Origin of the sequence: Enterobacter cloacae complex sp. P40C2, assembly GCF_014930695.1 — a bacterium.
GTDB classification, from domain to species: Bacteria; Pseudomonadota; Gammaproteobacteria; order Enterobacterales; family Enterobacteriaceae; genus Enterobacter; species Enterobacter pasteurii.
In genome coordinates this window covers 84,679-97,076 of the sequence record NZ_JADBRP010000003.1, presented here as the reverse complement: position 1 = coordinate 97,076, position 12,398 = coordinate 84,679, and the positions used below count along the sequence as shown (strand labels likewise).

The 12,398-nt window shown below is 59.9% G+C and carries 8 protein-coding genes, 1 tRNA gene and 1 pseudogene; 7 read left to right on the top strand and 3 right to left on the bottom strand.

What is annotated here, in order from left to right; all coding sequences use genetic code 11:
* Positions 1-6 precede the first annotated feature (6 nt).
* The 7 genes and pseudogenes from IM304_RS08135 to IM304_RS08105 form a co-directional block, all read left to right on the top strand.
* Positions 7-1,749 carry an IucA/IucC family siderophore biosynthesis protein gene (locus tag IM304_RS08135; RefSeq protein ID WP_193354700.1) on the top strand — a complete coding sequence of 581 codons (1,743 nt, stop codon included), beginning with the start codon at positions 7-9 and terminating at the stop codon, positions 1,747-1,749.
* On the top strand, positions 1,749-2,696 hold the full coding sequence (locus IM304_RS08130; protein ID WP_193354701.1) for a GNAT family N-acetyltransferase: 948 nt from the start codon (positions 1,749-1,751) through the stop codon (positions 2,694-2,696). Before IM304_RS08135 ends, IM304_RS08130 begins: the two co-directional genes overlap by 1 nt.
* Entirely contained in the window at positions 2,693-4,435 is a 1,743-nt protein-coding gene (iucC, locus tag IM304_RS08125) for an IucA/IucC family siderophore biosynthesis protein (RefSeq protein ID WP_193354702.1), read from the top strand. The genes IM304_RS08130 and iucC overlap by 4 nt, the downstream gene beginning before the upstream one ends.
* Positions 4,432-5,757, top strand: a complete 1,326-nt coding sequence (locus IM304_RS08120) for a lysine N(6)-hydroxylase/L-ornithine N(5)-oxygenase family protein (RefSeq protein WP_193354703.1) — start codon at positions 4,432-4,434, stop codon at positions 5,755-5,757. The genes iucC and IM304_RS08120 overlap by 4 nt, the downstream gene beginning before the upstream one ends.
* A 26-nt stretch (positions 5,758-5,783) precedes the next feature.
* The gene (locus tag IM304_RS08115; protein WP_193354704.1) at positions 5,784-7,973 is read left to right on the top strand and encodes a TonB-dependent siderophore receptor; all 2,190 of its coding nucleotides are present in this window, start codon (positions 5,784-5,786) and stop codon (positions 7,971-7,973) included.
* Positions 7,974-8,136: 163 nt separating this feature from the next.
* Positions 8,137-8,212: transfer RNA gene (locus IM304_RS08110), tRNA-Asn, on the top strand.
* Between the two features lie 161 nt (positions 8,213-8,373).
* Positions 8,374-9,590 (top strand): annotated as a pseudogene (locus IM304_RS08105) (tyrosine-type recombinase/integrase); the annotation flags it as partial.
* Positions 9,591-9,836: 246 nt separating this feature from the next.
* Here the strand turns inward: IM304_RS08105 and IM304_RS08100 are convergent.
* The 3 genes from IM304_RS08100 to IM304_RS08090 form a co-directional block, all read right to left on the bottom strand.
* Positions 9,837-10,316: a hypothetical protein gene (locus tag IM304_RS08100; RefSeq protein WP_193354705.1), complete on the bottom strand. Its 480-nt coding sequence runs from the start codon at positions 10,314-10,316 to the stop codon at positions 9,837-9,839.
* 42 nt (positions 10,317-10,358) lie between these two features.
* On the bottom strand, positions 10,359-11,000 hold the full coding sequence (locus tag IM304_RS08095; protein WP_193354706.1) for an SANT/Myb-like DNA-binding domain-containing protein: 642 nt from the start codon (positions 10,998-11,000) through the stop codon (positions 10,359-10,361).
* Between the two features lie 63 nt (positions 11,001-11,063).
* The gene (locus IM304_RS08090; RefSeq protein ID WP_193354707.1) at positions 11,064-12,377 is read right to left on the bottom strand and encodes a VasL domain-containing protein; all 1,314 of its coding nucleotides are present in this window, start codon (positions 12,375-12,377) and stop codon (positions 11,064-11,066) included.
* Between the last annotated feature and the right edge of the window lie 21 nt (positions 12,378-12,398).

Below are 12,398 nucleotides of genomic sequence, written 5' to 3'. Positions count from 1 at the left end.
ACACCTATGCGTACTCTGCCCCGCTCCGCCGGTACAGACGTTGCGGCCCAGTGTTTCCTGAACGCGCTGCTGCGCGAAACGAAGGACTGGCGTTATCTTCCCGCAGCCCGCGCGGATGAGCTATCGCAGATTCATATCCCGCTTTCCCCATCCCGGGCCATCCGGGTTCCGGTACACTATTTCTCCCCCACTCAGCATCATCAGTATCGCTTTCCGGCAACGCTGATTCAGGCAGACAGCGACGAAGGTGACATGGTCACTTTCCCTCAACTGATTGATTTAATTCTTGAAAAAGACGCCGTCAAAGACTCGCTTGATGCCGGTACGCTGGCGCGCTTCAGGCAGCGCGTGCTTGAAAGCCATACGCATACCTGGCAGGCCATTGACTTACGCCACGGCTGGGCCACCCTGCGCGACGGGCCGCTGACGTTTGCCGAAGCGGAACAGGCGCTGCTGGTCGGCCACGCGTTTCACCCGGCGCCCAAGTCGCACGAGCCGTTTAACGAAGCCGAGGCGCGTCGCTATCTGCCGGATTTTGCCTCCCGCTTCCCGCTGCGCTGGTTCGCGGTGGAGAGTACGCAGATTACCGGCGACAGCCTGAACGTCTCCCTGCGCGAACGCCTGCTGCGCTTTGCGGCACAGAGCGCGCCCGGGCTTCTTGGCCACTTCACCGACACCCGCTGGCTGCTGCCGATGCACCCGTGGCAGGCTGACTATCTGCTTGAGCAGCCGTGGTGCCAGCGTCTGGTAGAAAAAGGCGCCCTTCAGGATCTCGGCGAAGCCGGAGCGCAGTGGCTGCCCACCAGCTCCTCCCGCTCGCTGTACAGCGAAACCAACAGCGACATGATTAAGTTTTCCCTGAGCGTGCGCCTGACCAACTCCGTGCGCACGCTGTCGGTAAAAGAGGTTAAGCGCGGAATGCGCCTGGCACGCCTGGCGAAAACAGAACGCTGGCAGGAGCTTCAGGCCCGCTACCCGACCATGCGCGTGATGCAGGAAGACGGCTGGGCGGGCCTGTGCGACGAGCACGGCGTCGTTCAGGAAGAGAGCCTGATGGCCCTGCGCGTCAACCTGCTGTTTGATACCCCTGAAACGCAAACCAACGTGCTGGTAAGCCTGACGCAGGCCGCGCCGGACGGCGGCGACAGCCTGCTCGCGGCGGCGGTGCGCCGTCTGAGCCAGCGCCTGGCGCTACCGCTCGACAAGGCCGCGCGCTGCTGGCTGGATGCCTACTGCGATCGGGTGCTGCTCCCGCTGTTCAGCGCCGAGGCGGACTACGGTCTGGTCCTGCTGGCGCACCAGCAAAACATCCTCGTTGAGATGCAGCAGGATTTCCCGGTCGGGCTTATCTACCGCGACTGCCAGGGCAGCGCATGGACCGAAGGGGCCGACGCCTGGCTGAAAGCGTCGGGCGAAACCGAGGTGGAAAACCGCTTTGGCGAAAGCCAGCTGCTGCGCTACTTCCCGTACTACCTGCTGCTTAACTCCACGCTTGCCGTCACCGCCGCCCTCGCCGCTGCCGGTTTCGACAGCGAAGAGAGCCTGATGTCCCGCGTGCGCGACGCGCTGGCCGGCCTGCGCAGGACGGCGAAGCAGACCCGCTGCCTCGACTACGTGCTCGACAGCCCGACCTGGAACTGTAAAGGCAACTTCTTCTGCTACCTGCACGACCGCAACGAAAACACCATCGCCGACCCTGCGGTGATCTATTTCGACTTTAGCAACCCGTTTTACAAGGAGAAGGCGTGATGGCCATTGCGAATATCGTACATTCCGGCTTCGGCTTCCGCTGCGCCGCAACGGAACTGGCCCTGCCGCTGACGCTGGGCCTCGACGGTAGCGCGGTGCTGGAACGCCTGACCGGGATCCCGGACGGCTGGCTGGTGGAAGCCCTCGATCAGCTGTTCGTCGCCGCCCCCGCCCTGACCGGCATTACCCTGCCGTGGGCAGCCTGGCAGGATGAACCGCAGGCGCAGGCGCTGTTCAGCCTGGCCCACGGGGACTACCTGGCGCGCGAAACGTTCTGGCAGCTGCCGCTGTGGCTGAAGGGCGAACGGCCGCAGGCAAGCGGCGGGATGCAGTTTGATGAGAGCCGCCAGCTCTACTTCCCGCTGCGTCCCCATCGCCCGCAGGGCGAGGTGTATCGTCGTTACGATCCGCAAATCAAACGCACCCTGAGCTTCCGGGTGGCGGACGTGGCGCTGGACGGCGAACGATTCACTCAATGGATGAATAACCCGCGCGTGAACGCCTTCTGGGAGATGGCCGGCCCGCAGGCCGAACAGGAAAACTACCTGCGCCGTCAGCTCGACTCGGCGTACTGCTATCCGGCGATCGGCTGCTTTGACGACCAGCCGTTCGGCTATTTTGAACTCTACTGGGCGGCGGAAGACCGCATTGGCCGCCACTATCGCTGGCAGCCGTTTGACCGCGGGCTGCACATGCTGGTGGGTGAAGAAAACTGGCGCGGCGCGCAGTATATCCGCAGCTGGCTTCGCGGCCTGAGCCACTATCTGTATCTCGATGAGCCGCGCACGGCGCGCATTGTCGCCGAGCCGCGCTTCGACAACCAGCGCCTGTTCCGCCATCTGGCGTCCGCCGGTTTCGACACGGTGAAAGAGTTCGACTTCCCGCACAAGCGTTCTCGCCTCATCATGAGCGAGCGTCACCGCTTCTTCAGCGAGGTGGAACTGTGAACGCGCGCTGGCAGAAAGTAAATCGCGAGATGGTGGCGAAGATCCTCGCCGAGCTGGAATACGAACGCACCCTGCGCGCGGAGCCGGTTTCGTCGGACGGCTGGCGCATCACCATGGGCAGCGAGGCCTGGCAGTTTCGCGCCTCGCGCGGCATCTGGGGCTGGCTGCATATCGACCCTGATACCCTGACCACCGCCAGCGGCGCTGCGGTAGAAGCGGAGCACGCGCTGCTGCATCTGGCGAGCGTGCTTGAGATGAGCGACGCGCAAACGGCGGAGCACATGGAAGATCTCTACGCCACGCTGCGCGGCGACATGCAGCTGCTGCAGGCGCGCGAGGCGCTGGATGCCGACGCGCTCATTCATCTTGACCCGGACGAGCTGCAGTGCCTGATGAGCGGTCACCCCAAGTTTATCTTCAACAAGGGACGCCGCGGCTGGGGGCTGGATGCCCTGCGCCAGTACGCCCCGGAATATCGCGGGCGTTTCCGCCTGCACTGGGTTGCCGTGCAGCGCGACCAGCTGGTCTGGAGCAGCGACGCCGATTGCGATATCAATACCCTGCTGTCCAGCGCCATGGATCAGGCCGAGCGCGCCCGGTTCGACGCCCGCTGGCAGGCGCTGGATCTGGACGACAGCTGGCTGCCGCTGCCGCTGCACCCGTGGCAGTGGCAGCAAAAAATTGCCATTCATTTCGTAGCGCAGCTCGCGCGCGGCGAAATGGTTGAGCTGGGCGAGTTTGGCGATGAGTATCTGGCGCAGCAGTCCCTGCGCACGCTGACCAACGCCAGCCGTCGCGCGCCGTATGACATCAAGCTGCCGCTGACCATCTACAACACCTCCTGCTACCGCGGCATTCCGGGCAAGTACATTGCCGCCGGTCCGCTGGCCTCGCGCTGGTTACAGCAGCAGTTCGCCAGCGATGCCACGCTGGTTCGCTCCGGGGCACGGGTGCTTGGCGAACCCGCCGCCGGGTATCTGGCGCATCCGGGTTACGCCGCCCTGCCGAAAGCGCCCTACCGCTACCAGGAGATGCTGGGCACGATCTGGCGCGAGAACCCGTCCCGTTATCTGCATGAAGGCGAACAGGCGGTGCTGATGGCGGCGCTGATGGAAACCGACAATGCCGGACGCCCGCTGATCGACGCGTGGATCGCACGCTCGGGATTAACCGCCGAGGCATGGCTGGAAAAGCTGTTTGAAGCGACGGTTATTCCCTTCTATCACCTGCTCTGCCGCTACGGCGTGGCGCTGATCGCCCACGGCCAGAACGTGACGCTGGTGATGAAGGACTACGTCGTGCAGCGCATCCTGCTGAAGGATTTCCAGGGTGATATGCGTCTGGTGGACGAGGATTTCCCGCAGGCGCAGAGCCTGCCCGACCCGGTAAAAGCGGTCACCGCGCGCCTCAGCGCGGATTACATCATCCACGACCTGCAAACCGGCAACTTTGTGACGGTGCTGCGCTTTATCTCGCGACTTACCCTGCAATGCGGCGTCAGCGAAACGCGCTTCTACCAGATCCTGGCACAGGTTTTGCAAAGCTATATGACCGCGCACCCGGATCTGGCGGAACGCTTCGTCAAATTCGATCTCTTCAAGCCGCAGATTATTCGCGTGATCCTCAACCCGGTCAAACTGACCTTCTCCGAACACGACGGCGGCAGTCGCATGCTGCCGAACTACGTCAGCGATCTTGATAACCCTATTTTTCTGGTCTCCCAGGAGTCAGCGCAATGAAAACGTATGATTTCATCGGCATCGGTATTGGTCCGTTCAACCTCAGCATCGCCGCACTGGCGGAGGGGCTGGACGGTTTTAGCTCGCTGTTTCTTGAACGTAAGCCGCATTTTTCCTGGCACCCTGGGATGATGGTGCCGGACTGCCACATGCAGACCAGCTTCCTGAAGGATCTGGTCAGCGCCGTGGAGCCGACCAACCGCCACAGCTTTCTGAACTACCTGGTGCAGCGTAAAAAGTTCTACCGTTTTCTGACCACCGAGCAGCGCACCGTCTCCCGCGAGGAGTTTGCCGACTACCTGTGCTGGGCGGCGGATAACCTCACTAACCTGGCCTTCAGCCAGCAGGTGCAGCAGGTCAGCTTTGATGAGCAAAGCGGCCTGTTTGAGGTTATGACCCAGCGGGATCGCTTCCTGGCGCGCCACGTCTGCGTGGGGATTGGCAAACAGGTCAATCTGCCCGACTGCGTCACGGCGCAGGATGATAGCTGCTTCCACGCCAGCGAGATGATGCTTCGCGCGCCGGATCTGGCCGGCAAGCGCGTCACCGTCGTCGGCGGCGGCCAAAGCGGTGCAGATCTGTTTTTGAATATCTTCCGCGGTGAGTGGGGCCAGCCGCTGAGCCTGAACTGGGTGTCGCGCCGCAACAACTACAACGCGCTGGATGAAGCCGCCTTTGCCAACGAATATTTCACGCCGGAGTACGTGGACAGCTTCTCCACCCTCGGCGATGACGCCCGTCGCCAGATGCTGCACGAGCAGAAAATGACCTCCGACGGGATCACCACCGAGTCGTTACTGGCGATTTACCGCGCCATGTACCACCGCTTCGAAGTGCTGCGCGAAAAACCCTGGGCGCACCTTCTGCCGTCACGCTCGGTGACGGCGCTGGCGCGCCAGGAAAACGGGCAGCGCCTGAGCATACAGCATCACCTCGACGGCGGCCGCGAGCAGCTGGACAGCGACGTGGTGATTTTTGCCACCGGCTACCGCGCCGTGCAGCCTGCGTTTCTGGCCCCGCTCTCTCACCGCCTGCGCCTGGACGAGGATGAAGCCTTCTGCATTAACAATGATTTCACCCTTGAATGGGACGGCCCGCAGAGCAACCGCCTGTTTGCCGTGAACGCCGGGATGCACCGTCTCGGCATTGCCGAACCCCAGCTCAGCCTGATGGCCTGGCGTGCGGCGCGAATACTCAATCGCGCCCACGGCGACGAGCCGTTTGAGCTGGCAACCACCCCCGGCGTTATCCACTGGCGGAGCACCGCCGGCCCGGAGAGCAGCCCGGTTTTTAAATCTTTAGCAAAAACCACCGAGTACTGACACACACATTCAGGATCAACATAACAATGAAACGTTCTCATCTTTGGGTATTAAATCCGTGCCTGCTTGCCATGCTTTCTACCTCTGCGTGGGCGGAAGAACAAAAGGAAGAAGATATTGTGGTTTCCGCCAGCCGCGCGCACCGCAGCGTGGCGGAGATGGCGCAGACGACCTGGGTCATTGAGCGTGCGGAAATTGAGCAGCAGGTTCAGGGCGGCAAAGAGATTAAAGACGTGCTGGCGCAGCTGATCCCCGGCATGGACGTCAGCAGCCAGGGGCGTACCAACTACGGCATGAACCTGCGCGGTCGCTCCATGATGGTTATGGTAGACGGCGTACGCCTGAACTCCTCCCGCAGCGACAGCCGCCAGCTTGACTCTATCGATCCGTTCAACATTGACCGTATCGAGGTTATCTCCGGCGCCACCTCGCTTTACGGCGGCGGCAGCACCGGCGGCCTGGTGAATATCGTCACCAAAAAAGGCCAGCCTGAGACCGAAGTGGAGTTCCAGACCGGTACAAAAAGCGGATTTAACAGCCATAACGATCACGATGAGAACGTCTCCGCCGCGGTGAGCGGCGGTAACGACAACGCCTCTGGCCGTCTGTCGGTCTCCTATCAGCGCTACGGCGGCTGGTACGACGGCAACGGCGACGAGGTGATTATTGATAACACCCAGACCGGCTTGCAGTATTCCGACCGTATTGACGTGATGGGCACCGGCACCATCAACATTGACGACCATCAGCAGCTCCAGCTAACCACGCAGTACTACAAAAGCGAATCCGACGGGAAGCACGGCCTGTTCCTCGGGGAGAATTTCGCTGCGGTAACGGGGGATGCCAAAGCCTACAACAAAAACAACCTGGACTCAGACCGGATCCCGGGCACAGAGCGACACCTGATTAACCTGCAATACTCGAACACCGACTTCTGGGGCCAGGATCTGGTCGCGCAGATTTACTATCGCGATGAGAGCCTGACCTACTACCCGTTCCCGACGCTGAGCAAAGGCACGGTGACGAGCATTGGCGCGTCCCAGCAAAAAACCGATTTTTACGGCGGCAAGCTGACGCTGAACAGCAAGCCGGTGGACGACCTGACCCTCACCTGGGGCGTGGATGCCGATCACGAAACCTTCGACGCCAACCAGCAGTTCTTCGACCTGAGCAAAGCGGCCGCAAGCGGCGGCATGAAGCTGGACAACGCCTATAACGTGGGCCGTTATCCGGGTTACAGCATTACCAACCTGGCCCCGTTCCTCCAGGCCAGCTATGACATTGACGCCATCACCCTGAGCGGCGGCGTGCGTTACCAGTACACCGAAAATAAGGTGGACGATTTTGTCGGTTACGCCCAGCAGCAGGCTATCGCCACGGGCAAAGCGACCTCGGCAGACGCGGTGCCGGGCGGGAAAACCGATTACAACAACTTCCTGTTCAACGCGGGGATCCTGGGACGCCTGACCGAACGTCAGCAGCTGTGGTTTAACTTCTCCCAGGGCTTTGAAATCCCGGATCTGGCGAAGTACTACGGATCCGGTACCTATCAGCTGGTCGACGGTCACTATCGTCTGCAAAACAGCGTGAACGTGAACGACTCCACGCTGGACGGTATTAAGGTCAACGCTTATGAACTGGGCTGGCGCTTCACCGGCGATAACCTGCGTACGCAGGTGGCGGCCTACTACTCGCTCTCGGATAAGACCATTACCATCAACAAGAGCGACATGACCATTAACCTGGAAGACGACAAACGCCGTATTTACGGGGTTGAAGGCCAGGTGGATTATTTCTTCACCGACAGCGACTGGAGCACCGGGGCAAACTTTAACGCCATTAAGTCCGAGACGCGCGAAAACGGGAAATGGGAGAAGCTGACGGTAGACAGCGCCAGCCCGTCGAAGGCCAGCGCATGGGTTAACTGGGCGCCGGGCGACTGGGCGCTGCGCGTGCAGAGCACACAAACCTTTGACGTGTCCGATGCCGACGGCAAGAAGATCGATGGCTATAACACCATTGATTTCCTGGGCAGCTACGCCCTGCCGGTGGGTAAAGTCAGCTTCAGCGTGGAAAACCTGCTGGATAAAGACTACACCACCGCCTGGGGCCAGCGCGCACCGGGGCTGTATAGCCCAACCTACGGCGCACCGGGTCTTTATACCTATAAAGGCCGTGGACGCACCTTTGGTCTGAACTACTCCGTCCTGTTCTGATCCTTCGCGCCGCCTGCGGGCGGCGCAGCCTGCTGTGCAATTTGAAAGCAAATTTGCTATAAAATCATCGGTTTGCTGAAATTCTCGGCAAACGAACAAAAACGCCGTTTTCCCCTTTGACAAGGCGCACGCAGGTCGATAATATTCGCCTCGTTCACACGATTCCTCTGTAGTTCAGTCGGTAGAACGGCGGACTGTTAATCCGTATGTCACTGGTTCGAGTCCAGTCAGAGGAGCCATATTCTTGTTTCTGTGCGTCTCAGGATGTCTCAATAATAATTTGATTCAAAGAGTTAGCGTAGAAATCTGTCTCGGTGCATATTGATTTATCTCTCCGCATCGGGAAAAATTGGTGGTCTGATCTGGGGTCATTTCAGTTCGATAATAGAGTGACCACCACATGTCTCTTACCGATACCCGAATCCGTAACACAAACCTGCTTTATCCCCTTTTAAACTGACTGACTCTCACGGTTTAACCTGCCCATTAATCCGGGCGGCTCACGTCTCTGGTACCTCAAATACCGTTTTAACGGCAAAGAATCTCGTATTGCGTTAGGCCCATATCCCCAGATTTCTCTTTCCGATGCCAGGCTGCAGCGCGAAGGCATCCGTAAACTTCTGGCCCTGAAAATCAACCCCGCTCAGCAACGAACCGACGAACGGGTTACCCGTTCTCCTGATAAATGTTTTAAAGCCGTAGCGCTGGAGTGGCATAAAAGCAGAACCGGTAAGAAATGGTCGGCTGACTATGCCGTACGTCTGCTTGCCAGTATGCACAACCATATTTTCCCGGCTATTGGTCATCTCCCCGTCCCCCTGCTCAAAACGCAGCATTTCACAACACTGCTGAAAGGCATAGAAGAAGTCGCATCCCGGACACGGCAGCAGCTTTGCAGCATGCCGTACAACGAGGACTGGTCGAAAATAATCCTGCAATGTATCTGAATGGTGTCACGACCCCGCCTGCCACCCATCACTATCCCGCCTTACCGCCCGAACGGTTACCGGAGCTGCTCCGGAGAATCAGTGACTACCGGCAGGGGCGGGAATTAACCCGGCTGGCGGTGATGCTGACCCTGCATTTATTTGTCCGCTCCAGCGAGTTGCGCTTTGCCCGCTGGAACGAGTTTGATTTCAACAACAAAATCTGGACCATCCCTGGCTCTCGTAAACTAATAGAAAAAGTCCGTTATTCCGCACGGGGGGGGCCAAAATGCGTACCCCGCATATTGTGCCACTTTCCCGGCAGGCGATAGCCCTGCTGAAACAGATAAAGAATATTACCGGTCATCTGGATTTAGTCTTCCCCGGCGACCATAACCCGTATAAACCGATGAGTGAAAACACCATTAACCGGGCACTGCGACTGATGGGATACGACACAAAAAAAGAAGTATGCGGACACGGATTCCGGACAATGGCCTGTAGCGCGTTAGTGGAATCGGAACGGTGGTCGCGGGATGCGGTGGAGAGACAGATGAGCCATCAGGAACGCAACAGCGTACGGGCAGCGTATATTCACAAGGCGGAGCATCTTGATGCGCGCAAAGCGATAATGCAGTGGTGGTCGGATTACCTGGACGCAAACCGTGAAGGTTTTGTCGCTGCGTTGATCACGGACCTCATCTCTCTGTTCGATAAACTGGATCGCCATGTACATGCTTTCATAAAACGATACGAAAACGAACATGGTCGGTATGAAGTCCCACTGCCTCTGGGAGTATGACCCGGTCCCACTTGAACGATCACTGCGATGCCAGGCAACGTCCGTTCCCTGGCATAAAGCCGACGGTCAATTCTGAATATCACCGAATTGCAGAAGAACCAGACTCTGTGTAAGCCAGCGCGCACGAGGTTACATTCAAGCCAGATTCTCAATAGCCCGAAAAAAAACCTCTTCAGTCAGCAGAACGTTGTCCTGACCTCCCTGATGTTTGCTGCGGATAAACCAGCCGCTTTCCGGTGCCATGCTCAGGTAAAACACCTGAGCGACGCCGGGGACATTAATTCGCAGGGTCACACATCCCGTTTCCGTACCGCGGCAGAGCTGCTCCGGCACGATGCTGACGCTGCGCCCGCCGTTCTGCAGCAGGACCGTGGTGATGTCGTAACGGCAGATGCCGCTGTCGAGGCTGAAACCGACGGTACTCAGGTCGTGAATATGTTTCGTCGACAGGGTGACCTCAATCCCTGACCCCGCAAGCCACTGACTGACCTGCTGCGCAAGCTCATCCATCCGCTGCCGGAATACCTGAATTTCAGCTTCCGCCGTTCTCTGGCCGGACGGGATACGGGTGATATTCTGCTGCACTTTCCTGAAAAATCGTTCTCTGGCTGACACGTTGTCGTCCCTGTTATCTTTTCACATTCTGTTAAGCCGGACTCAGCGCGACAGGCGCTGCCCGGCCAGTTTCTTTCTTTTTCTCAGCCGCTCCCTCGCCTTCTTTACCGACTGACGGCTCCGGTGCGGAAAGAGTTTCAGCAGTTCCGGCAATTTCAGGTGGTCGTTTCTGGCCAGGAGCTGCTGCTCTTCCTCACTCCATATTTTCTGCCCGGCGCTTTCGCCCCCCAGGTACCGGATACCCATGTCGCAGGCCTTTAATTTCACCGCCTCCGGCGTGCGTCCCGGCAGGCGGTCTGCCACCGTAACGCCCTGCTCCGGATAGCGTGCCGCCAGAATGGCCTCCTCTTCCGGGCTCCAGCTCCGGGCGCTCACCACGCCCAGCCTGTTTGCCATCCACCGGACCGTCTGGCGGCTGCGGCCCGGCAGGAGCGACAGCACATGGTCCGCCCCCCTGGCGTAGCCGGTGCGGACAATCTCCTTTTCCTCCTCGCTCCAGGGCGCGTAGGTTTTATTTCCTGATGAACAGCCCATCGAATGCGCCGCCGCCCTGACCGAGGCAGGCGTGCGCCCGAGCCGCTGCGCTATCGCCGCGGTCGCCATACTGCCGTAGTGTTTTTCCACAAAGGCCAGTTCATGCAGGGTCCAGGGGGACCGGTGGTTACGGTAGCGGGAAGGGTTCATCAGGTACAGTTCCGTATGGCAGTCTTAATCAGGGGGGAAAAATGGCACCTGAGTTTACCCGGTTTATTGCGCCGTTTTTTGCTTCAGAAGTGCATAGCGGGCCGTCAGCTGCTGCAGGTGCTGCTCCGTCTGGCTCTGCTGCGCGGCAGGCCAGGGCTGGTTCTGTGGCAGTTCTGACAGCTGCCGCAGTTGTTCCTCTGCTGGCACGGCACTGTTGAATGACTGCATCATGGTAAACACCGCTGATTTCAGCTCGCTGACCGTCATGTACCTCCCCCGCTGCTCATCCAGCGCGTTAAGCCGGTTCGCCAGTTGCTGCAGCTGTGTCATTCCCTGATGCCAGCCGCTGAGGTTTTCGGGCGGGAGCGCGGCGGCGGCCAGCTGCTGCTGCCACTGTTGTGCCAGCGGTTTCGCCTCTTCCGGCCACAGAGTCAGCGCCTGCTGCACCAGGCTGTCGCCGTAGCGGATTGCCCGGTCCGGTGACGACTGCGTAATCCTCGCCAGCTGCTGTTGCGTCTGTTTCAGCCCCGTTTCCGCTGACGGCAGCGTATGCCGCAGCGACTGTAACTGTCTGACAGACAGAGCGGCGGGCAACGGGGCAAGCGTGGCGGCAAACTGCACCTGCACCGGGTCCGGCCGGTGCATCACCTGCCATCCCCATGCCACCAAGCTGGCAATCACCAGCATGGTCGCCATTCCGGCGGCAAACGGCTTCAGGGGCCGGGCAGCGTGTTGTGTCACGGCCGGTAACGTTGCCGGTGGCTCTGGCTGCACGACATACACCCGTTTCACATACTCTTCACCGGGTCGGGTTGCGGTAAGGACTTCACCGGGCAGGCTGACGCGCGCAGTATCGCTGTTTTCCAGCCGCACCGCCGCGTTGTGCACCTGAGTGCGCAGGGCATCAAGCTGGCTGGCATGCCTTAACTCCAGACGCTGCAGGACGTCGCCCAGCGCCGTCAGGTGTGCTTCCCCCTGGTACAGCTGGCTGAGGTCGGCAGACGTCAGCGTCAGGGTGCGCATCGTCTGTTGTACCCGTCTGCTGAGCGCGCTGAGAATGTCCATCCGGGCATGCACAGCCTGCGGCCAGATATTGCCCCACTCGCGGGAGAGGAGCACGTCCAGTATCGCCAGCCCCTCGTTCATGCCATGCAGCCCGGCCAGATGCGTGCGGACGAGCGTATACCAGGCGGCGGTCTGCAGCTCCACTCCGTTGTGCTCAAACAGCGACAGACAGAGCTTTTCAGCCTGCTGCCAGTTGACGTCCGGGCGCGCCGGGTGGGTGAGCTTGTTCATTTCGTCACGCAGGGCGGCGTAATCCGCAAGCGTGCGCGGGTCGCCGCCGGTTTTGAGGTGGCATTCGGATTGTGTCGTCATGATGGTTTCAGCCTGAATAAA

Bases quoted from the DNA above. Each gene is read 5' to 3' on its own strand.
- IM304_RS08135 (WP_193354700.1), top strand. From the start codon at position 7: ATGCGTACTCTGCCCCGCTCCGCCGGTACAGACGTTGCGGCCCAGTGT.
- IM304_RS08130 (WP_193354701.1), top strand. From the start codon at position 1,749: ATGGCCATTGCGAATATCGTACATTCCGGCTTCGGCTTCCGCTGCGCC.
- IM304_RS08120 (WP_193354703.1), top strand. From the start codon at position 4,432: ATGAAAACGTATGATTTCATCGGCATCGGTATTGGTCCGTTCAACCTC.
- IM304_RS08115 (WP_193354704.1), top strand. From the start codon at position 5,784: ATGAAACGTTCTCATCTTTGGGTATTAAATCCGTGCCTGCTTGCCATG.
- IM304_RS08095 (WP_193354706.1), bottom strand. From the start codon at position 11,000: ATGAACCCTTCCCGCTACCGTAACCACCGGTCCCCCTGGACCCTGCAT.
- IM304_RS08090 (WP_193354707.1), bottom strand. From the start codon at position 12,377: ATGACGACACAATCCGAATGCCACCTCAAAACCGGCGGCGACCCGCGC.